This window comes from Flagellimonas eckloniae, assembly GCF_001413955.1.
In the GTDB taxonomy this organism is placed as follows: Bacteria; Bacteroidota; Bacteroidia; order Flavobacteriales; family Flavobacteriaceae; genus Flagellimonas; species Flagellimonas eckloniae.
Map to the genome: position 1 here is coordinate 266,601 of NZ_LCTZ01000002.1, position 24,124 is coordinate 290,724.

The following is a 24,124-nucleotide window of genomic DNA, read 5'->3' on the forward strand; positions in this document are numbered from 1 at the left end:
GTAATTTCTTGGGCGTTACCAGTGTATCAAATATTAATCGACATAACCTTCATTTTGGTACCAATCGTTAAATACATTTAAATCCATTTCCGATTGTGGTATTGGCCACAACCATTCATAGTCCGGGAATGGTGGTCTACCATTATAATAAGGAGTATAAGCATTTCTATAATCGGTTAATGACCCTTGTGCTGCAGTCCAATCAAGGTTTATATCCGTTGTTTCAGCAACTAATCTGTTGGTTCTCATAAGATCGAATTTACGCTTGAACTCTGCGTTAAGCTCTACGCGTCTTTCTTGCCAAACAGCTTGTCTAAAATCATCTTGAGATAGACCAGGGGTCAAATCTTCTAAACCAGCCCTATTTCTAATTTCATTAATAGCTGCATAGGCTTGGGCATTTGGAGTTCCATCAGCTTCATTTTGGGCCTCGGCATATATTAACAGGGCATCTGCATATCTATAAAGTATTAGGTTTGCGGTTGTATATCTAAAGTTTGTTTCTTCCCCTCCAAGAAAATATTCAATATCTATTAATTTCCTAAAAGTTGGTTGGCACAAAAAGGTTCGACCATCAGCAGAATTGTATCTTGTCATTAAACTAAAGTCACGTCTTTCATCACCGTCTTCAAAAGCATCATAGAGATCCGGAGTTGGTATGTAAGATGCTGCACGCAACATTTGAGTGCCAAGAAAATCCATTTGTGCTACGGTTAAATCAATACCTTCAGAGTCTAATAACGGGCTCTGATTTTGGGGCCCCCAATATTGACGGCCATCAACATGTGGATTACATTCACGACTGTACCAACTTCCTAAATTTATGACTTTGATATAGGATAACTCCAGCATTGCCTCTGGTGTAAACGGATTTTGATAATCCCATGCTACGCCAAATGCCGGTGTTATGTTGGCACCATCTACTTTGGCCACTGTATTTAAAGCGTGTGGAGAATCATCAAGTATCTCTTTTGCTTTATCGCGAGCTAAAGCCCAATTAGCTGCATCTCCTTGAACAAACTCTCCTCTTGACGTTCTTCTATATCCTGCGCGAGTCAAATAAACGTCCGCTAGAATAATTTTGGCAGTCCATTTAGTAAAGTGACCATCGGTATGTAAACCCTCTCTACAATTATTTTCTGCAAACTGAAGGTCTGGTATTATAATTTCATTATAAATAGTTTCTGCATCTGTTCTGGGTTTATCAAAATCTTCAGTACTCTCTATAGCATCGGTAAGCATGGGTAGGTCACCATATAATTTGACTAAGTTGTAGTATAAAAATGCTCTTAAAGCTCGAGCCTCACCTAGAATTATATTTTTTTCAGTTTCGTCCATATTTATGTCCGGCACAAATTTTAAAGCTGTATTGGCTCTGCTTATACCTGTCCACCAACCAGTATATACATCTACTTGTTCAAAAATCCTATCGGATGGTGTCACCGTATGTGTACCAAAAGAATTTATAAAAGGTGAGCCTCCGGATTTGCAAACTTGGTCGTCTGTGAACGAATCTACAGCAGCCATCCATCTAAAATGCACATCGTTCACAATTCTATAAATACCGTCAACACCAGTTCTAGCATCACTAGCTGTTTGCCAGAAATCGTTTGCTGCAATAAATGATGGTGGTTCTTCAACAAGATAATCCTCGCACGACAAACCCATTAAAAGAATAATGAGTAATAAGCTTATTTTAAATTTTTCTTTCATTTTTGTAATTTTTTAAGTTAGTATTTTTAAAATGTAACATTTACTCCTAATCTTATAAGGCGACTTGGGGGATAATTCGTCTGGTCATGTCCTAAACTTGTATTCCCTCTTCGAGAAGATGTATCTGGTGTAAGGCCTTTGTATTTCGTCCATATAGCTAAATTTGTACCTGATAAGTATACACGTAAGTTGCTTACACTTAATTTGTCCGTAATTTCTTTTGGAAAATTATAGTTACACGTAATGTTTTGTAACCGTACAAACGAGCCATCTTCAATATATCTATCACTATATCTTAATGCTCCTGAATTGGAATTTAGATTCATTCTTGGGTATATATTGCTTGGATTTTCTGGTGTCCATCTATTCCAAGCTCTAGCTTCAGATTGATTACCTGTAAATGCCAATAAAGCAATGCTTGAATGATTGTGGACATCTTTGCCTATTTGGGAATCCATGTATATATTAATATCAAAGTTTCCAATAGTAAATGTATTATTGATACCTAGTGTTACCTCCGGTTGTGCCTGACCAATGATTTGCCGATCAAAGTCATTGATTACACCATCTCCGTTCAAATCTTCATATAACTGGTCTCCGGGATTTGCTTGTACACCATCAGCACCCCCATCAGCATCTATAAAGGGTAGCCCTCCTTCATAACCATCTACAAATTCATGACCGGCATTAGGGTCTGCATTATAAAGATCTATTCGTCCTTGATTGTCAACACCCTGGAATGTAGCAAGGTCATCAAATTGTGCAATACCTGCTGTTTTGTAACCATAAAAAGTACCTACTTCCTCGCCTATGATTAAACGTTGCGTCCCACCAGAAATAAATCCGGGATCCCAACCACTAAAGGTATTATCGAATGTTAACCCTTTTACTATAGTTTTACCTGTTGCGACATTACCACTCAACGCCCAGGAAAACTTATTACCTCTTATGATTTCGGCATTAAAAGAAGCTTCAAAACCTTTTGTTTCCAATGATCCGGTATTTTGGGTATATGTTGTAAAACCTGATTGAGCAGGAGCGGCCTGGTTGGTAAATAAAAGGTCATCGGTAACTTTTTGGTAATAGTCTAAAGTTGCAGTAAATCTATTTCTAAAAAAACCTAAATCTACTCCTGCATTAGCTTGCGAGGTAGTTTCCCAAGATAAATTTGGATTTGGTAATTGGGTTTGATAAAAAATTGGGGAAGTAACTTCACCAAAGGGTGTTTGTTCCGCTTCGTATAAATCTAAAGAATTGTAAGGGTTAATCGCTTGATTACCAACAGTACCATAACTAGCACGTAATTTAATCTCTGATATGGCATCAACATCTTTTAAGAAGTTTTCTTCTGAAAGCTTATAAGCAAAAGCAGCTGCATTAAAGAATGACCATTTATTGTTTACAGCGAATTTTGAAGACCCATCATAACGTCCTGTATACGTAAATAGGTATTTGTTGTTTATAGTATAGTTTACCCTTCCAAAAAATGAAGCTAGAACATTCTTGCTATACGAAACTTGATCCGGGTCATTAAATGTTGCAATACCTGGTGCGAAATAGGTAAGGAGGTCGTTCGGGTATCCAAAATTTTGAACACGAATACCTTCAGATTCATTTTCTATTATTTCTTGCCCCAAAACAGCATTTAAGTTACTTTTCCCCATTTGTTTATTAAAGTTAAGGGTATTGGAAATGGTGATTTGGGTTCTCCTAACATCATTAGTTCTAGAACTTCCTGATGCTCCAGCATCTTCTAAAGCTTTTCGATAATACCGTTGTGCCGTATGTCTTTCTTGAAAGGCAAATGATGACCTAAAGAATAGAGACTCAGCGAAATTGTATTTTAAATCAACACTTCCAACAAACTGTGATTGTAAAGTGGTGTTTATAACATTTGTTATAGCTGTTCTGGGAGTAAGTACTGTTTCCTCATCATTAACTATATCCTCATCTTCATTATTGTCTAGTCCACTTAATGGATTTGATCTAATAGCTCTATTAAAAGCGGTATTACCTACTGTCTCTCTATTTTGACGAGAATAGTTTATGTTGGTAGCTATGTTTAGTTTTTTAGATACATTGGCATCTAGCCTAACTCTTGTAGTTACGCGATTAAAATCACTACCTAAAACGGGGCCAGTAGTTTGTAAGAGTCCTCCTGAGACAGAGTATCTCATATCCTTGTCACCACCACTAAAGCTTACATTAGTATTACTTTGGGTTCCTGCGGAAGTAACTGTTCTCTGCCAATCATTGGTACGTAAACTACCTGCTAACCCACGTGTCAATAACGAGTCTTGAGCTTCGTTTAGTTCAGTACCTATATTTAGACGTGCTTCAGCATTTACAATAGCATACTGATTGCCATCCAACACATCAAGGTAGCGGTTTACCTCTGATATTCCAAACTCTTGTGAAATGTTAATAACACCTTTACCTGTTTTTCCTTGTTTTGTAGTTATCAATATCACGCCACTAGCACCACGAGACCCATAAATAGCAGTAGAAGAGGCATCTTTAAGAATTTCTATGGATTCAATATCTGCTTGATTTATCATGGCTAAAGGACTCAAGGAGGAAGAGGTTAAATCGCCAATTCCTATGGACTCTTCAAGTGCATTATCCATTTGCACACCATCAATGATGTATAAAGGTTCGCTACCGTTTAAAGAACTAATACCCCTTATTTGAATATCCGCTGCCCCTCCTGGTTCACCGGTACTATTTGTAACAACAACACCTGGCGCTCTACCCGCTAAAGCTTGATCTAAACCTACAAAGCCGGATTGAGCCACTTCTTTTGCTTTTATGGAAGATACGGATCCTGTTAGGTCACTTTTCTTTACCGTTCCGTAGCCTACGACAATTACTTCATCTAAACCTTCAACATCAGGCTGAAGGGTTATGTTGAATTGTCTTTCGGATCCAATTGTTACTGTTTTCTCCTCATATCCAACAAAGGAAATCTTTAAAACCTTTGAATCCACGGGGCTTGGAACGTCAATACTAAAATTTCCATCGAAATCCGCAATTACTCCTATAGACGTACCTTGTACCAAGACAGTTGCCCCACCTAAAGGCACACCACCATCATCGGTCACAACACCTGTGACGGTCTGATTTTGAGCATACAAAACACTCGATAAAACGAATAAAATAAACGTGCATAATTTTTTCATAAATAATTTAGTTTGGTTTATAGTTTAGTTAGCAATCAGTCTATGAAAATTCTTGGAAAACAATTAAAATGTTTCCACAAAGAATAATCCAACTACAAAAGAACAGCGTTTAACACTTTTTAAATCACTCTAATCCGTCAGTCTTTTGCTTATTTCGGTCAAATCAAGTTCGTTTTTTGTCAAAAAACCAGTATAACCAATCAAACAACCCAACCTCTAAAAAACAAATGGATTGGTTAAACAAGTAGTGCAAAAAACCCAGTAAATTCAGTCATTGGATAGAAAAAGTAGTTTGTTCCTAAAGGAAAAATAAGAATTAAAAAAATCAAGAAAAACCAATTATCTTTTTCTTTTTTTATGGACAAAATTTTTGAAAGCACTGGTGTGCTTTATGATGTTTCCATTTTTCTTTAAACAATACAATACTATCAAACATGGACAACCAAGTAGTGTGCACAGAAGAAATGAGCAAAACAAAGACAGATTAGAGAAACATATTTTTTATAAAAAACGGGTTATTTGTATCACAAGCTGAACGAAACCTTTTACTACTTAAGTACCTTATTAAAAAATATAACTAACTGGCCCAACACTATCAAAACAACTATACTTTAAAATGAAATATATACTACCAACTTATAGAAAAAGCATAGTGGGATTATCACTTTTTTTAAGCATAGCCGTCACATTCAATTCATGTGATGAATCAATAAGCAAAAAAGAAACAGTACAAATTGAAGAGCATCCAAATTGGTTGATACTAGAACCCGAAACTGCCATTAAAAACAATACTGCACTTGAATGGAATTTTGAATTAAAGCATTCAGGATTGTATGTTGTACAACTTGTTCGTGATGGTATTCATGAAGATTTAGATACTTTGGTGAGTATTAAAATAGACAATGACAGCATTCGGGAACCACTCTTGAAAAGTTATGTCATCAATAAAACATCAAACCCGCAAACAGTTTCAGAATTCAAAAAAACGATTGATTTTAAAGAGGCTAAATCGCATACCATTTCAATAGCATCCAATACGCCTTTTGCAAAAATTAGAGTGGTACCACATTTTAAAAATCAAATTAATTCAGGAAAACATGAAACGGAATGGTTGGCAATGCATAATTCCCCTGAAAAACAAGCTGCTTTACAATGGTTTAACGAAGCGAAGTATGGAATGTTTATTCATTGGGGACTGTACTCGCAAGCGGGAGGTATTTGGAAAGATGTCCGCATTGAAGAATCACCCCATCCCGGACCCCATGTTGCCGAGTGGCTCATGTCTACTTTCCAACTTTCGAGGGAGGAGTATAAAGAACTTGCCAAAACCTTTAATCCTGATGCCTCCTTTGCCCAGAATATTGCAAAATTGGCCAAAGATGCAGGTATGAAATATGTCGTCATCACTTCTAAACATCACGATGGTTTTGCTTTGTTTGATTCCGCTTCATCAGAATATAACATAGTGGACGCTACTCCATACAAAAAAGACGCAATTAAAGAGTTATATGATGCTTGTTTGGAACAAGGATTGGATTTTGGAGTTTACTATTCCCACGGCAATGATTGGATGGATGGTACGGATGGAAATTCTTTACGTATTAAAAAACGTAATGATTCCTTGGGAATTTACGCGCACATGACCGGAAAGAATTATTGGGATCCTAGTCCAAATACATACGAATCGTACTTTGAAAACAAAGCATATCCACAGATTTCAGAGTTACTAGCCCTAATGCCTAAACTAAAATTGATCTGGTTTGATGGCGATGGGAACATTAACGAAGAACAATCGTTTCGTTTTTATAAATTAGTTTATGACATCAACCCCAGTGTTTTGGTCAATAGACGTGTTGGTTTTGGTTTTGGTGATTATGAAGATGCGGGGGATAATAAAATTCCTTCTGTCAAAGAAGTACTTGAAAAACAATGGGAAACTTGTGGAACAACCAATGGTTCTTGGGGGTTTAAATCTTATGATGATAATTGGAAAAGTACAACGGAAATCCTTTATTATTTTATTGATATTGCTTCAAAAGGAGGTAACTATTTATTGAACATTGGTCCTGATGGAAATGGTGATGTACCAATTGCCAGTGCCAATATATTAAGGGAAGTAGGGGATTGGCTCCAAATAAATGGTGACGCTATTTATGGAAGTACAGGTTGGAAAATATTAAACGAAGGACAAAAGGAGGCACTTTCAAATGAAACAACCCATAGAGGAAAAAAACAATTTGACCGTTCTTTCAGCAATCAAGAGTTTTGGTTTACTGCAAAAGAAAATAAAGTATTTGCCATATCACTGGTTCCAATAGAATCGACCATTACCATAAAGTCGCTTGATGAAAATGCTGGAAAGATAAAAAATGTACGTATTCTAGGAAGCAACGAAAAACCTATGTGGAAACAAACAAAGAATGGTTTGGAAATTTCTGTCAAGGATTTGATTTCTTCCAAAAATGGATATGTAGTAGAGGCTACTCTTGAATAAATCATTGGGAATTACAAAAAATACAATGAAAATAGTCTTGGAATACTCTTATAAAAATTTAAGAAAGCTTTTGGTAATACTATCCATAGGTCTTTTAAACACTGTATTTGCCCAAGAAAAGGAAAATAAATCCCATGAAGCTTATGCGATCATAACAGTTAAAAAAGAGCTAAATCGCTTGGACAGTAACAAAAATGGGAAATATGAGAAAAATGAAAACGAAAAAACTTGGAAAAGATATCAGCACTTAGATACAAATAAAGATAATAGCATCACTTTAGAAGAATTCAAAAACCTGAAATTAAACTATCTAAAAACAAACGGTAAAAGAAAACTAAACATTCCTTACAAAACCACTAAAGAAGGCAAGCAATATTTAGATATATATTACCCTACAAATACAAATGACTTATCAAACTTACCAACCATTGTTTATACTCATGGTGGTGGTTGGGCGGCAGGTAGCAAAATGGGAGCTGGTAACGCACTTTTCGCAAAAGTTTTTAATGCACTTGTCAAAAAAGGATTTTGTATTGTATCCATAGATTATCGTTTATATACAAAAGGAGGCAATGTATTTATGCGAGATTGTGTTATTGATTCCAAAGATGCCGTCAGATATTTATCTAAAAATTCTGAAAAACTAGGGCTGGATACTAATCGTTTTTTTGCTTTTGGTGATTCAGCAGGGGGTCAAATAGCACAAATGCTTTTGTTATCAGATCCTGAAACCTTAGAAGGTGACCAAGATTTGATGGGCTATGATTACACAATGATTGCTGGAGTATCTTGGTACGGCCCTTGTGATTTTGAAAAAACAAGTTTGTTCAATCATGATGACCGACCTAATTTTCAAGATAGATTCGGTCCTAGGATTCTAAACCCTAAAAGCGATACAAAAGACAAATTAAAATTGTATCGTGAAATGAGTCCAATCAACTATTTGACAAAAAATAGCCCCCCTCTATTAATGATTCAAGGAGATGGTGATACTACAATCCCTGTGAAACATGCCTATTACATGGAAAAAAAAGCGAAAAAGGTAAATGCTCCTGTAGAAATCATTATAGTTAAAAACGCAGGGCATAATTGGAGAGAAGCTACTCCCGGCACTCCAATCAATCCTTCACATGAGCAGATTGTTCAAAAAACTATCAGTTTTTTTGAATCGTTCTTATAGTAGTTATAAAAATGACTAATGGCGGTTTTCAAGGTGTGAAATGCTCTGATCTGATAGGTAAATAGAAATACTTAATTAGGGATATCTATTGTAAACATAGTAGTAGACTTAAAATTCTTATAGAAACTGTCTTTGAGTACGTTAGTTCAATAAGGTAATTTGATTTAATTGAAGAAAAAAGCCGATGATTGACTCACCGGCTTTTTTCTTCAATTACTTTTTAATTATCTTCTTCGTGAAGGTTTCGGCACCATCAGAGACTTTAATAATGTACATTCCTGATGAGAGCCCGCTCAGGTCAACGGTCTTGGTCCCATTTTCAATATCGCCCGAACGTATGGTCTCGCCTAGGGAACCTATAATTTCCATTTTAGCGATTTCTGGACTTTTAAAATCAATTATGACACTATTAGCTGCTGGGTTTGGATAAACAACGAATTTGTCCTGAGGGTAATCAATCACAGGTTCACCGACGATTAATGTCGCGTTACTTTTTAAGGCGCTCTGCTGGCTACCTGCGGAGAACTCGACCCAGTTTAGATTTAATAAATATCCACTACCTCCAGTAAATACCAAATACACATTATGTGTACCGCTTACAGCACTAAGGTTTGTGTTTGTTAAGGTAGTCCATGAGTTCCATCCACCTGTATTTGAAACAGGAATCGTACCGATTAAAGTACCAGAAACACCACCAAGTCTTACTTGAATATTACCACCAGAAGTGTTGCAAGAAACTCTTGCCTGTATAGAAGTTGCACAGGTAAGGTCTATGCTATTGAAACTGATCCAATCTGCATTTTCTATAAAGCCAACATGTTGACCTCCACCTGTATCGGAAGTAGACTCAGTAACTACACCGGACATACTATTATAACCTTCAGATTCTAATGTTGAAAAACTCGCACACGAAGATGCACTTCCAAATACCTGTACTTCAGCCAAGTTTAAAGTGCTCGTAAGATTGGATTGAATTCTAATGACCTCTCCTACTGCTCCACCGGCGTCTATTGTTACAGAAGGATCAGGTTCAGTAGTAATGGTTTCTGAATAAGTGGTAGCTCCACTGCCATTAATAACTGATACTGTAAAATTAGATAATCTACTTGTACAGCAGCCATTGGTTCTATTAAAAACGTTAATGTCATCAATATTAAAACTACCTCCTAAATCTACTTCCCACCATGCATTTGGTCCTTCAGAAGCAGTTACAGAACCTCCTCCCCATGCACCATTGGTGTTATCATCTATGGCACGAGAGGCTACACCTCCACTTAATGTTGTAGACTGTGTAGCAGTACCATTTAAAGCAAGATTTGTGGTTCCTCCTCCTGAGTTTCCACTTGTAACTGTTAATGTACGTGTTACACTTGGTGCTGCATTATAAGTGCCATCTCCAGCTTGTGAAGCTGTAATATTGGTTGTACCCGCTCCTTGGATATTGATATTACCATTTACAATCGTTGCAACAGAAGTGTTAGAACTAGTATAAGATACTCCTAATCCTGAAGTTGCAGTTGCTCCAGGAGAAAAATTAGCATCACCCACTTGCTTTGATGGTAAGTTTGGAAAAGTAATCGTTTGATCAAGCAAAGAACTTTCACTTTCAAATACTTGTACTTCTGCCAAGTTTAAAGTAGTGGTAAGATTAGATTGAATTCGAACTACGTCTCCAATCGCTCCATTAGCATCTATGGTTACAGAAGGATTAGGTGTACTGGTAATGGTTTCTGAATAAGTAGTAGCTCCATTACTATTAATAACAGATACCGTAAAATCAGATAATCTACTGGTACAGCAGCCATTGGTTCTATTAAAAACGTTGATATCACCGATGTTGTATTCTGCACCAAGATCTACCTGCCAAAAAGCATTGGGTCCTTGAGAAGCAGTTACAGAGCCTCCTCCAAAGTTTCCATTTGTGTTATCGTCTATAGCACGAGAGGCTACAGCTCCACTTAATGTTGTAGACTGTGTGGCAGTTCCATTCAAGGCAAGATTTTCACTGCTGCCACCGCCGCCATTGCTGCCACCGGTAACCGTTAATGTTTGATGTTTAAACGGTGCATGACGATAAGTATTGGTATTACCGTTCTGCCTTGCTGTAATACGAGTAAGGCCAGCTCCAACAATACGAACTTTATTGTTAACGATAGTAGCAACAGCAGGGTTAGAACTGATGTAACTAACTGCTAAGTTAGAAGTTGCAGTAGCACCAGGATCAAAATCTGCATCTCCAACTGCCTTTGTACCAATTGCAGAAAAACTTATGGATTGAGCTGTCTTCCCATCTTCTCCTTGTAAAACAGCACATGCAGGTCTTACATATGGAGGATAATTAACTGGATTGTTTTCTGCCATTTTTTGGTTAACGTAAGTCAAAATAGCATCTTCGTCGTCCTTTATGGTTCCATCTGTGGTGGTACATGAAAACGTAACTGCTCCACCAGCCATCGTAATTTTTTTCGTCATTCTATATGCTATCTCATCAGTCATCTGCAATGTAGCACTAGCAACAGACCATTGATCTCTCATAGGCAGAAACATATGCTTCAAAATCTTTTTACCTTCAAAAAGCTGATAATTATCCTCTTGAATATCTGCAATAGTAAATTCGTCATGCGCCCAAGAATCACCTCTACCACCTTGTCCTAAAGGGAAGATATGTCCGCCGGTAAAATCACCTTCAACATCGTTCATTGCATATTTTATAACTCCATAATTATCGTGATTAGCACCATCATTACAATCATCTTTTACTACAACCATATTACTACCATCTGGATTTTTAAAAACCGACTTGTCTGTGTTTATTGAGAAAATCATATCTGGATCAAGCGCACGCATCATCGCTACGAGTTGGAGATTTCTTTCGTTCATAGCAGCAGCATCTAACCAATAGCCATCTACTCCCAAAGCTTTAAAACGTTTCATATAACCTTCCATTAGATTGGTTCTGGCCGCATATTCATCGCCATTAAAGTACTGATCATAATAATCTATCCAATCCTGTTCTGCAGCTCCAGAAGTATCTACTGCTGTAAATTCTTTACAATTCAAATACAAGAGTACTTTTTTACCTGCCTGCTTACAAACATTGATTACATCAATGATAACCTGCTCATTTGCCAAGGTAGGTACAAAGTCTTCATTTATAACAAAGTTAGGAAGACCTGTCACAGCGTGAACATTTGGATTATACCTTAAGGTAAATTTATTCGTTCTAGCATTTTGTGTCATATTAGTGAGCACATGCCCTATAGTAGGGTACTTAGCTATAATTTCTTGAGCTCCAGCTACATAATCATAACCATTACTTATGTATTGATCTAATTCAGCGCCTCCTCTAACATACAGGCGTACGCCCCAGGATCCTTCCAGCCATTGTACTTTTGTGTTAGGGTCAGTTACCTGTGCATACCCAGTGATTGAGAGTAGCATCAATGTTAAAAACAAAATAGTTTTGATTTTTTTAATCATGGTTTTAAAATTTTATTGTGTTACTTTTTGAGTATTTTTTTTGTGAAGGTTTCGATTCCATCAGAGACTTTGATGATGTACAGTCCCGATGAGAGTCCGCTCAGGTCAACAGTTTTGGTTCCATTTTCAATAGCACCCGAACGTATGGTCTCACCCAGGGAACCTACGATTTCTATTTTAGCGATTCTATCGCTTTTAAAGTCAATGGTGATACTATTGGACGCCGGGTTTGGATAGACAACGAACCTATTCTGGGCATCATCGGTCACGGGTTCACCAAGGGTTATGGTTGATGTACTTTTTAAGCTGGTCTGCTGCTGGCCAACGGAGAACTCTAACCAGTTCAGGTTCAATAAATAACCGCTTCCTCCGGTAAATACCAGATACACTTCATGCGTACCACTTGTGGGAGTAAGGTTTGTGTTTGTTAAGGTAGTCCATGAGTTCCACCCTCCGGTGTTCGAAACAGGTATCGTACCAATCAATGTCCCCGAAACTCCACCAAGCCTTACCTCAATGTCACCACCTGAAGTGTTACATGAAACCCTCGCCTGGACAGAGGTTGCACAGGTAAGATCCATGTTATTGAAACTAATCCATTCACCGTTTTCTATAAAGCCAACATGTTGCCCACCACCTGTATCGGAAGTAGATTCAACAACTACATTGGACATATTGTTAAACCCTTCAGCCTCAATCGTTGAAAAACCTGCACATTGAACCGAACTTCCAAATACTTCTACTTCGGCTATATTCATGGTACTGGTAAGGTTGGATTGAACCCTGATGACCTGACCAACAGTTCCTAAAGCATCTATTGTCACAGAAGGGCTGGGCTCGGTGGTAATGGTCTGTGAATAGGTCGTAGTGCCATTTGCGTCAATAACGGATACCGTAAAATCGGACAATCTATCCGTGCAACAACTATTGGTTCTATTGAAGATAATGATATCGTCAATATTGTATTCAGCGCCAAGATTCACTTCCCACCAGGCATTGGGGCCTTGGGCAGCGATTACAGAACCTCCACTAAAGTTTCCATTGGTGTCGCCATCAATGGCACGAGAAGCTTCTGCACCATTGACTGTGGTGGATTGCGTCGCTGTACCATTTAGAGCAAGATTGTCTCCGTTTGAAGGAGGAGGTGTCGTATCATCAGTATCGAGATACTCTGAAGTTTTCCTCAGACCACGCGAATCAGTTACCTCAAAGATGATGAGTTCAGCGGTTCCAGGTATACTCGCTGAAACAGTATTACCAGAGATGTTGGCAGTAACTGACAACCAAGTCTTTTCATTCAACTCGACAGCATCACCATCATTGGTATATAACAATCGGGCACCGCTTAATCCAACGGAAGAAGTAACAGTTAGACTACCCACGCCTGAACTAATGTATGGCGTACCGACTTCTGGGAGTGGGTCACCTCCATTCACTACACTCTCCGCAAATGTATACGGTTCCTCATAGGATATCCAATTTTCATTTCCATGTCCAAAACCAGTATCTATATAAAGTAGTCCTGTAGAACCTTGCACAGCTTGTGAAGATTGTTGATTACATGACATAGCGAAGTGGCCGTCATTCGTTCTATTCATGAAGAAGGTAGGAAATGTGACATTATTAAAATAGGCGCTTCCATCAAAGTTTGCCGTAACAAAATCAGCCTTATCTCCAGTTCCAATAGAAGCTCCCTGAGAACCATCAGAACCTGCCAGATATCCACATCCATAAATTGGCAAAGCCCAAGCCAGTCGATTATCCAATCCCATCACGGTGCCTGTTAAATTTCCACCCCAGCTCGCTCCAATTAGACCAATTTTATTAGGATTCACCTCAGAGAAAGAAGCAATCAAGGAGTGCGCCCTCATTACTTGAGCGACTGCATGGTAGTACCATTGATCCTCAATGTTGGGTAAGTTCCAGTCATTAAAAACGCCCGAACGGTTTGGCCCAGGGTTAGGAGTGGCTGACCCATCTGGGAAATCTCCCCATGTATCCATGGATATTGCAGCATAACCACGGTCATTCCAGTATTCTACTGCCGAAGCGAAAGCGTCGCCATTTCCTCCAGAAACAAATATAGCAGCAGGCCAACCTCCTGCTGGTGGAGTGCCAGCGGGTGCTGAATAATAGGCGAATACTTCTACAGGATTACCCTGGTATGGAATAGATTCATAAAGAATTCCTGTCATTCCTGCTACAGAAGATACATTGGTTGTTGTCCAATTTGGTGTTTGTTTGAGTTCAGTAATGTTCCATGGACCAATGTACTCAGAACCAGTGCTGATGGAAACCGTAATGTTGCTCGTATCTGTGAAGCCTCCGTCAGAGGTAGTCGCGGTAATCGTAGCGGACCCGTTGGCGACCGCTGTGACGACACCGCTAGAATTAACTGTCGCTACGCCGTTGTTGCTAGACGACCAGTTAACATCTTGGTTCGTCGCATTGGACGGTGATATTGTGGCAGAAAGGGATTGGGTCGCTCCTGCAGACGTCAAAGTAGCAGACGATGGAAGTACTGAAGCTCCTGTGACAGCAACAGAGCTTGAGCTTGCCTCAATGACTTGTACTTCGGCCAAGTTCAGAATATTAGCATCATTCTGCTGAATTCGAACCGTTCGACCATTCACTCCGCCGACGTTAACACTGTGGGAGGGATTCGGTATAGTAGTGATATTTTGCTCTTGCCACACTATGCTGCCGTTAGCGGCATAAACAATTACATTGTAATCATCCAAACGGTCGTTGCAGCATCCATCAGTACGTCCGAAGATATTAACTGTCTCGATGGTATAAGTTCCTCCGAGATCTACCTCCCACCAAGGATTCGTTTCGTTGTTCGTACGGGTAACCGAACCACCTCCCCATGAGCCATTGGTATTACCGTCATTGGCGAGAGAAGCCTCGCCTCCAACGTTAGTATTGGTTGACGACTGAGAGGCTGTGCCATTCAAGGCCAAGTTAGTACCGCTGCCGCCAGAACTGCCTGAAACGTCTACGAAGGTTTGCTCGTATTGGTCGTAACCACCGGATGTACCCGTATAGCTCAATTGGTACAAATCCGAGGTTATATTATTAATCGTTGTGTTATCGGGAAAGGTAACACTCCCACCCGAGTTTACAGATACAGTACTAAAAGTAGTCACCTCTGTCCTATTATCGGCAAAGCCTAACAGCTTGACATCCGCAGTTACCCCATTCCAAGGTCGAAGCTCATTCGGATTAGCCGCGCGAACTGCAGCATACAGATCCGAAGTGACTTTAGATACCCCCGATGAATTGGTAACGATGAAAAGAGGGTAGCTATTTTGGTATGGCTGCAGCTTCAAATCAAGACCTTGCGAATCGCCAGTTGCATTAGATGCGGTAATCGTATTTCCAGATACATTAAAATAATATTCTGCGTCATCCGTTTCGCTTTTTAGCAAATCCCAATTCGAATGCTGCGTATCATCCTTGTACGTGGCTCCTGCAGATTCGATGGCGCTGATACTACCACCCACTTTAATGAAATACCTGGCACTCATGAGATCCCCTTCAAAAATGTCCACATCGGTTCGGATGGATGTGAAGTTATTCTGATCCTTAGTGGCGCCAACATAACCAAACTTATTTGAACCAGCGCTAGACTCGAATATAAAGCCATAACCAGCACCAAGGGTAGTTCCGGATGTTTCCTGATTGGGACCTGCAATAAAAGCTACCCAGCCATTTGTAGCGCTGTTACTACTGGTTGACTGCCAATTAGCGCCAGTCATTTCAGTATACCCACCACCACTAATCGACTCGAATAAACGGTTGTGAGTCTGATCATTATGGGCAGAGTAAGGGATGTTAATTCTATCTATTTCAGGAGTCCTGAAAGAATTCGCCGGGGGAGCAGTAGTATGATCGCCAAAGTTGTACAAGGCCTGATCAACCTGAAGTACCCCCTGGCCTACATTTCGATACTTCGTCCACACCAATACTTCACTGTAAAAATTACTGGTTGACGTAGCTTTGGGGTGCCCAATCTGCAACCAAGCTACGGTACTGTATTCTTCAGTAGCGCTATTGTAGTAATCCGCTATCTGAAAGCCGTAAAAAGGCGTACGATCAGTTACAGTGTCGAGATTGCCATAGGCGCCACCCTGATGCCAGATGATTTTGTCTTTTCCTGTTGCTGCATTATACGCTCCTTGATACTCAATATTATTACAAACGAGGTGCCACACTGCTTCGCACCACTGATTATTATAATATCCAATGCCGGTGACGGGATCTGGATCGTGTATATTGGAACCAGACCCATGTTGTTTTGCTATACATTCTCCATTTATATTTCTAAAAGAATAAATGGCGCCACCTTCACCTAGACTCGCAGTAAACGATAAGGCGTCGTTAGTGGGGTGAGTATAAGTTAGTCTGGACATAAACACTTCAGTCTCAGAATTACTGTTATTCCAAGGACGATTTGCTTCCGCGCCATAAGAAGTGCTATATTGATCGGTGTAACTGAATGTTCCAACTGAATTTGCAGCTGGTGACGATTTATAGTTGGGCTCGGCAGCCTCGATTGTAGAAAAGATATCACTCAGCTTTTGTTGATTCTCACTCTGAGCATGTAATAAGGAAGATAAACCACAAATCAGGAGTGGTATAAAAAGTAAGTTTTTAAAAAAAGCATTCCGGAATAAATTTAATTTTTTCATGAAGTTGGGGTTTAATAAGAGTTCATAAATTGTATTTGGGGCTTGTAAAAAAATAGTTACACTTGTGATACTTAAGTTTATTATTTTTGTAATACTTGTATGACAATTAACCATTTTTTATAAAGACTGTATTTCTCTAATTCGTCAATTTTTTGCTCATTTTCTACAATGGTTTTTTTGGGATTTATCAGGGTGATACTTAAATAAGGCAAAACAGTATCAATAGCTTTTTAAGACAACATTTGTTGTCGTTGTCTCGATATGCTTATACTTATGTATTAAATCCTCTTAAGTTTATGAACCCGGAAATGTGCTTGTGCTAAAAGGATTTCTGGACGGTAATTAATTTATAATGGATAATTATAAGTCATTTGCCAGTGCCAATATATCAAGGGAAGTAGGGGATTGGCTCAAAATAATGGTGAAGCTTTTTATGGTAGCACACGTTGGAAAATAGAAAACGAAGGACAAAAGGAAATGCCTTTAGTTGGAACAAGCCATAGAAAAAAAACGAGGTTTAATCGTTCTTTCACCAATCAAAATTTTTGGTTTACTGCCAAAGAAAATAAAGTTTTTAGGCAAATTTTCCTCAAGTGCAGAATCAACTATTTGTATAACCTCACATTAGTTTATTTTAAATAAGAAATAACACCAGTGAATTGAATCACCGGTGTTGTAAATCAAAACTTTTATTTTTTGATTATTTTCTTGGTGCGAACCTGTTTTTGGTCCGTTACCTTAAGGATATATAACCCTAGGGGTAGCCTGGTCATGTCAACGGAAGTTCTCCCGTTCCCCATATGCTTTGAGATCACGTTCTGCCCCGAGCTGTTTATGATATCGAGCTGGGCGTCGTTGGAACCGTTGACCTCAACATGGAGTATGTCCGTTGTGGGATTGGGGTAGAAATGGAGTATGTCCTCGGTGTCCGTGTCAGGAGCCTTTAGGTCAAGACTTGTTTTTAACGAACTTGAGGCACATGCCGAAGCGACGACATTGGGTCCTGTTACCTCGAGATAATCTATTTTGGCAAGACCCGTGCTACTGGTGGAACTAAGGATGACGGATTTCACCCCTGCTCCTAGACCAACGGTTGCTTCTGCGGTCAACCAACCTCCTTGTGTGTTCACAAATGAAATACCAGTGGCCACGGTCGTTCCGTCAACAATGAGGTCGGCAGTCCGAGCGGAGCCTACCAAATAACGCCATACGAAAGTATAAGACCCGGCAGTACCGTCTATTTCCCAATCTATCGCCCTTCCCAGTGCATTGGATGTGTTTGCATAGCCGCTTCCCGTATAGCCTGCATCGGCACTTTGTATCACACCGTCCACATCACAAAAGCCAGTCGTGTTTTCCTGGATCGTTATGGTATTGTTGGTATTCGATTGAGATCCATATACCTCTACTTCGGCAAGGTTCAATGTAGTGGTAAGGTTGGATTGTATCCTAACGACCTGACCGACTGCACCACCAGCGTCCAGTGTGACAGAGGGATTGGGCGCAGTGGTAATGGTCTGTGTATAGGTTGTGGTACCACTACTATTGATAACGGATACGGTAAAATCTGATAATCGACTTGAACAACAATTGTTTGTCCTATTGAAAACATTGATGTCATCAATGTTATAGTTGCCACCCAGGTCCACTTCCCACCAGGCATTGGGCCCTTCAGCAGCAGATATAGAACCTCCACTAAAGTTTCCATTGGTGTCACCATCAATAGCTCGAGATGCTTCAGCACCGCCTAATGTTGTGGATTGGGTCGCTGTACCATTCAAGGCAAGGTTGGTGGTTCCTCCCGTGTTCCCATCGGTAACGACCAATGTACGGGTTACACTTGGGGCAGGGTTATAAACAACATTTCCTGCTTGGGAAGCCGTTATTTCAGAAGTTCCTACACCAACGATTCTAATGTTTCCATTGACAATAGTTGCCACATTGGTATTTGAGCTGGTATAAGAAATATTGTATCCTGAGCTGGCAGTGGCAGGATCAAAGTCCGCATCACCAAGTTGCTTCGCCGGTAGGTTAAATGTAATGGTTTGATCAAGCTTAGAACTTTCACTTCCATATACCTCTACTTCGGCAAGGTTCAATGTAGTGGTAAGGTTGGATTGTATCCTGACGACCTGACCAGTGACACCACCAGCATCCAGTGTGACAGAGGGATTGGGTGCAGTGGTAATGGTCTGTGTAAAGGTTGTGGTACCACCGCTATTGATAACGGATACGGTAAAATCGGATAATCGACTTGAACAACAATTGTTTGTTCTGTTGAAAACATTGATGTCGTCAATCTCATAGTTGTCCCCAAGGTCCACTTCCCACCAGGCGTTGGGCCCTTCGGCAGCCGATACGGAATTACCCCCAAAGTTTCCATTGGTGTCACCATCATTGGCACGTGATGCTACGGCCCCGGCTAATGTTGTGGATTGGGTCGCTGTTCCATTCAAGGCAAGGTTGGTGGTTCCCCCTCCTGGGTCAGATCCATCTGTTAACAAGTATTCTGAGGTTACATAACCTAGTGAATTTGTAGCGCCAAAATAGATCGTAGTAGCACCAGACGGCACATTAGCTGATATCGTATTTCCTGAAACACTCGCATTGGTTTCGTTCCATTGTCTTTCGTTCCATTTACCCTCATCCAATGTGTAATATAATTTCCCACTGGTAACATTTGAATTAGCGCTAAAAGTAACAGAAGCAGTGTTTGATGCGATTTGTGGATTACCCAAAATAGGCAAAGTCGGTGCGCCATTTACTACATTTTGTGCAAAGGCATAGATTTCTTCAACAAGTCTTGGAGGCGTTCCTCCATGCGCCATACCTAGTGTATATCTAAGGAATGAAGGACCATTTACAGCTCGTGAAGATTTTTGTTGGGTGGTTATGGCAAAATGGTGGTCATTTGTCCCATTAACCCACATGGTTGGGTAGGTAACATTATCAAAATAAACTCTCCCATCAAAATTTGCATCAACAACTACAGCTTCAGCTGCAGACATCGCTGTACCTTGGTGGCCATCAGATTCGGATAAGAATCCAGCGCCATATACAGGAACAGCAAATGAAAACCTATTATCCACGCCCATTACTGTACTTGTAAGCGTACCTCCCCAACTAAAACCACTAACACCTGTTTTATTAGGATTTACTTCAGGAAACGAACGTATAAGTGAATGACCTTTAATGATTAACGCAACGGCATGGTAATACCACTGGTCTTCTATTGGCAATTCAGAATCATCCCATACACCATCTCTTCTTGGACCTGGTTTGGGTGCCACAACCCGTACGCCATTAATCTTTTTAGGAAGTCTACCTTCGGTATCCATGGCAATAGCAGCAAAGCCATTATCGTTCCATACCTGAACATAATTAGCAGAAGCACTATGACCTCCACCGTGCACTAAAACTACTGCTGGCCAGCCACCAGCTGGTACAGGGCCATCTGGAGCAGAATAATAAGCAAATGTTTCAACTGGATCTCCTAAATAATCAATTGTTTCATAATACAAACTCGTCATGCCTACTGCTTCTACATCTGTGGTTGTACTATAGCTTGGTGTTTGAAATAATACATTTGTATCCCATGGACCAATAGTTTGGCAGTGAGCTTCTAAACCAAATAAAATGATACCTATTAGAATACTATTTCTATATAAATTCATGATTATATCATTTAAAGTGAAGAACAAGAACTACCGGCGATAAAAATCGCCGGCGCCTCTATTTTTTATTTTTTGATTATTTTCTTGGTGCGAACCTGTTTTTGGTCCGTTACCTTAAGGATATATAACCCTAGGGGTAGCCTGGTCATGTCAACGGAAGTTCTCCCGTTCCCCATATGCTTTGAGATCACGTTCTGCCCCGAGCTGTTTATGATATCGAGCTGGGCGTCGTTGGAACCGTTGACCTCAACATGGAGTATGTCCGTTGTGGGATTGGGGTAGAAATGGAGTATGTCCTCGGTGTCCGTGTCAGGAGCCTTTAGGTCAAGACTTGTTTTTAACGAACTTGAGGCACATGCCGAAGCGACGACATTGGGTCCTGTTACCTCGAGATAATCTATTTTGGCAAGACCCGTGCTACTGGTGGAACTAAGGATGACGGATTTCACCCCTGCTCCTAGACCAACGGTTGCTTCTGCGGTCAACCAACCTCCTTGTGTGTTCACAAATGAAATACCAGTGGCCACGGTCGTTCCGTCAACAATGAGGTCGGCAGTCCGAGCGGAGCCTACCAAATAACGCCATACGAAAGTATAAGACCCGGCAGTACCGTCTATTTCCCAATCTATCGCCCTTCCCAGTGCATTGGATGTGTTTGCATAGCCGCTTCCCGTATAGCCTGCATCGGCACTTTGTATCACACCGTCCACATCACAAAAGCCAGTCGTGTTTTCCTGGATCGTTATGGTATTGTTGGTATTCGATTGAGATCCATATACCTCTACTTCGGCAAGGTTCAATGTAGTGGTAAGGTTGGATTGTATCCTAACGACCTGACCGACTGCACCACCAGCGTCCAGTGTGACAGAGGGATTGGGCGCAGTGGTAATGGTCTGTGTATAGGTTGTGGTACCACTACTATTGATAACGGATACGGTAAAATCTGATAATCGACTTGAACAACAATTGTTTGTCCTATTGAAAACATTGATGTCATCAATGTTATAGTTGCCACCCAGGTCCACTTCCCACCAGGCATTGGGCCCTTCAGCAGCAGATATAGAACCTCCACTAAAGTTTCCATTGGTGTCACCATCAATAGCTCGAGATGCTTCAGCACCGCCTAATGTTGTGGATTGGGTCGCTGTACCATTCAAGGCAAGGTTGGTGGTTCCTCCCGTGTTCCCATCGGTAACGACCAATGTACGGGTTACACTTGGGGCAGGGTTATAAACAACATTTCCTGCTTGGGAAGCCGTTATTTCAGAAGTTCCTACACCAACGATTCTAATGTTTCCATTGACAATAGTTGCCACATTGGTATTTGAGCTGGTATAAGAAATATTGTATCCTGAGCTGGCAGTGGCAGGATCAAAGTCCGCATCACCAAGTTGCTTCGCCGGTAGGTTAAATGTAATGGTTTGATCAAGCTTAGAACTTTCACTTCCATATACCTCTACTTCGGCAAGGTTCAATGTAGTGGTAAGGTTGGATTGTATCCTGACGACCTGACCAGTGACACCACCAGCATCCAGTGTGACAGAGGGATTGGGTGCAGTGGTAATGGTCTGTGTAAAGGTTGTGGTACCACCGCTATTGATAACGGATACGGTAAAATCGGATAATCGACTTGAACAACAATTGTTTGTTCTGTTGAAAACATTGATGTCGTCAATCTCATAGTTGTCCCCAAGGTCCACTTCCCACCAGGCGTTGGGCCCTTCGGCAGCCGATACGGAATTACCCCCAAAGTTTCCATTGGTGTCACCATCATTGGCACGTGATGCTACGGCCCCGGCTAATGTTGTGGATTGGGTCGCTGTTCCATTCAAGGCAAGGTTGGTGGTTCCCCCTGTTCCTCCACTTGTAACCGTTAACTGTCTTACTACATTCGGTGCAGCTGCAAATGTTGAATTTCCACCTTGTGATGCCGTAATATTGGTAGTACCCTCTCCTTGGATACGGATGTTTCCATTTACAATAGTTGCAACGGAAGTATTTGAACTGGTAAGGGTAACTGAGGCTCCAGAACTAGCATATGCAAAAGGAAAAAAGTCTGGATCACCTACTTGTTTATTATCTATCTCTTTGAAATCAATAACTTGATTGTAATTAGGTGTTGTTTCACCAACCAAAAATGCACCTGCTGGCCTCACATAGGGCACGTAATCCGCATTAGCTGCCAATTGTGCATCCACATGCTTTAATACCCTTATCTCATCTGCTGGACCTATACCACCAGGCCCAATTGTTGTAGAAAAAGTAATTGCTCCTCCAGCATCTGTAATTCTTTTTACAAATCTATAGGCTTGATCTTCCTCGTAATATAATGGTTCAGTATATTGAGACCAACGTCTACGAATTGGTGCAAACATATGTTTTACAAGTGTTTTACCTGACTCAGAGCTTACAGATACACCACTAACTTCAAAGTCTGGAAGTGTAAATTCATCATACCCAAAAGAATTTGATGGTGCTTTTTGTCCACCTATTGAGGTAACGTGACCATGTGTATAATCAGACCAGATATCGTTAGCTTGATATTTTATTATTTGGTAATTATCTGGATCTCTTTCACCAGGACCATCCGAATCCACTTGAATACCAGAGAAATATGATTTCTTCCAATTTGTAGCAATAACTGGTTTTTGTATAGTATGGGCATCTAAAAGAGCATTAACAAAACTAGTTTTTGCAGGAATAGTTGTATTTGCCCCCCCAAAATTATCAATCCAATAGCCGTCAATTAGGCCATCAAAACGCTTTGCAAAGCCTGCGCATATCTCTTCAAAATATTGAAAGTTGTTTGTGCCTCCTGTATAATTATTCCAAGAATTTATTTGTGCTGTAGTACCATCACCCATTCCAGGTCTGTGCTTCATGTATAGAATCACTTTAATACCTGCATCTTTAAATACTTGTATAACATCAAGAATAATTTGTTCATTCTCTATGCTTGGAAAAAATCGCGGATGAAGTTGATTAGCCAAACCAGGTATATCGGGGTTCTCTCTTAATAGAAATAAGCTACCGTTTGCATTGTTAGTAAAATTTGTAATAACGTGACCCATAGTAGGATAATCTCTAACTATCCGCCTAGCTTCTTCAACATAGTCATAACCATTAGTCACAAAAGTATCTAGATCTTCTCCGCCTCTAATAATTAATCGTACTCCCCAGGAGCCTTCCATCCATGGAACTTCTGAGGTCTGTGCGCTTATTATATCGGAACAAACGATTAAAAAAGTTAATAAGACCACTGCTTTTATTCGTAAAAACAGTACTTTTTTTAAAAAAATAAGTATTAGTTTGTTAGTGTTTTTCATGATATTGTTATTTAATGTTTAGTTTAATTCATTCAAAAAAATCAATCAACATAGGATTGTCATTGGTAATCTTTTTCATTAATCCCCTTGATGGAAAATTCATGTCTTTCATATAAAAATTACTTCTATACCAGCATGTTTACATACAGTAATTACATCAATTATAGGCTGTTCATTTTCTAAATTTGGCACAAATTACCTAGCTGGTTCCTTACCAGTTTATCCCATAATAGCTTCTGAATTGGGGTCTGTTCTTAATGTAAAAAGATGTGCATTGGCCTTACCTATAAAATTGGTTAATACGCCTTCAACGCTAGGTAATTTTTGCACTGATTTCTGCAGCTCTTTTATATAGTCATAAGCATTATTTATTTAGACATTAAG

The 24,124-nt window shown here is 39.9% G+C and carries 9 protein-coding genes; 2 read left to right on the forward strand and 7 right to left on the reverse strand.

The features are described from left to right. Window positions 1-33: 33 nt before the first annotated feature. Complete coding sequence (locus AAY42_RS01235) at window positions 34-1,713, reverse strand: RagB/SusD family nutrient uptake outer membrane protein (protein ID WP_055392192.1); 1,680 nt, start codon at window positions 1,711-1,713, stop codon at window positions 34-36. Between the two features lie 26 nt (window positions 1,714-1,739). Then, the gene (locus AAY42_RS01240; protein WP_082433286.1) at window positions 1,740-4,892 is read right to left on the reverse strand and encodes a SusC/RagA family TonB-linked outer membrane protein; all 3,153 of its coding nucleotides are present in this window, start codon (window positions 4,890-4,892) and stop codon (window positions 1,740-1,742) included. Window positions 4,893-5,508: 616 nt separating this feature from the next. Between AAY42_RS01240 and AAY42_RS01245 the strand changes: the two genes are divergently transcribed. Together AAY42_RS01245 and AAY42_RS01250 are read left to right on the forward strand one after the other, a co-directional pair. Continuing rightward, window positions 5,509-7,386, forward strand: coding sequence for an alpha-L-fucosidase (locus tag AAY42_RS01245; protein WP_055392194.1), 1,878 nt, complete (start codon window positions 5,509-5,511; stop codon window positions 7,384-7,386). Between the two features lie 25 nt (window positions 7,387-7,411). After that, window positions 7,412-8,566 carry an alpha/beta hydrolase gene (locus AAY42_RS01250; RefSeq protein WP_082433534.1) on the forward strand — a complete coding sequence of 385 codons (1,155 nt, stop codon included), beginning with the start codon at window positions 7,412-7,414 and terminating at the stop codon, window positions 8,564-8,566. 213 nt (window positions 8,567-8,779) lie between these two features. On the opposite strand, the gene AAY42_RS01255 is transcribed toward AAY42_RS01250, so the two are convergent. The 5 genes from AAY42_RS01255 to AAY42_RS18675 form a co-directional block, all read right to left on the reverse strand. Continuing rightward, window positions 8,780-12,046 carry a carbohydrate-binding protein gene (locus tag AAY42_RS01255; RefSeq protein WP_055392195.1) on the reverse strand — a complete coding sequence of 1,089 codons (3,267 nt, stop codon included), beginning with the start codon at window positions 12,044-12,046 and terminating at the stop codon, window positions 8,780-8,782. A 20-nt stretch (window positions 12,047-12,066) separates the two neighbouring features. After that, window positions 12,067-16,740: a carbohydrate-binding protein gene (locus AAY42_RS01260; RefSeq protein ID WP_175288707.1), complete on the reverse strand. Its 4,674-nt coding sequence runs from the start codon at window positions 16,738-16,740 to the stop codon at window positions 12,067-12,069. A gap of 689 nt (window positions 16,741-17,429) precedes the next feature. Further along, on the reverse strand, window positions 17,430-20,414 hold the full coding sequence (locus AAY42_RS01270) for a galactose-binding domain-containing protein (protein WP_055392198.1): 2,985 nt from the start codon (window positions 20,412-20,414) through the stop codon (window positions 17,430-17,432). Between the two features lie 65 nt (window positions 20,415-20,479). Further along, window positions 20,480-23,740 carry a galactose-binding domain-containing protein gene (locus tag AAY42_RS01275; protein ID WP_055392199.1) on the reverse strand — a complete coding sequence of 1,087 codons (3,261 nt, stop codon included), beginning with the start codon at window positions 23,738-23,740 and terminating at the stop codon, window positions 20,480-20,482. Window positions 23,741-23,959: 219 nt separating this feature from the next. Next, window positions 23,960-24,112 (reverse strand): hypothetical protein, encoded by a 153-nt coding sequence (locus AAY42_RS18675; RefSeq protein ID WP_470295034.1) that lies wholly within the window; start codon window positions 24,110-24,112, stop codon window positions 23,960-23,962. Window positions 24,113-24,124: the final 12 nt, after the last annotated feature.

What these genes read in the sequence shown, in the direction of transcription:
- AAY42_RS01270 (WP_055392198.1), bottom strand. Translation starts at nt 20,414, where the DNA reads ATGAATTTATATAGAAATAGTATTCTAATAGGTATCATTTTATTTGGT.
- AAY42_RS01260 (WP_175288707.1), bottom strand. Translation starts at nt 16,740, where the DNA reads ATGAAAAAATTAAATTTATTCCGGAATGCTTTTTTTAAAAACTTACTT.
- AAY42_RS01235 (WP_055392192.1), bottom strand. Translation starts at nt 1,713, where the DNA reads ATGAAAGAAAAATTTAAAATAAGCTTATTACTCATTATTCTTTTAATG.
- AAY42_RS01240 (WP_082433286.1), bottom strand. Translation starts at nt 4,892, where the DNA reads ATGAAAAAATTATGCACGTTTATTTTATTCGTTTTATCGAGTGTTTTG.
- AAY42_RS01255 (WP_055392195.1), bottom strand. Translation starts at nt 12,046, where the DNA reads ATGATTAAAAAAATCAAAACTATTTTGTTTTTAACATTGATGCTACTC.
- AAY42_RS01250 (WP_082433534.1), top strand. Translation starts at nt 7,412, where the DNA reads ATGAAAATAGTCTTGGAATACTCTTATAAAAATTTAAGAAAGCTTTTG.
- AAY42_RS01275 (WP_055392199.1), bottom strand. Translation starts at nt 23,740, where the DNA reads ATGAAAAACACTAACAAACTAATACTTATTTTTTTAAAAAAAGTACTG.
- AAY42_RS01245 (WP_055392194.1), top strand. Translation starts at nt 5,509, where the DNA reads ATGAAATATATACTACCAACTTATAGAAAAAGCATAGTGGGATTATCA.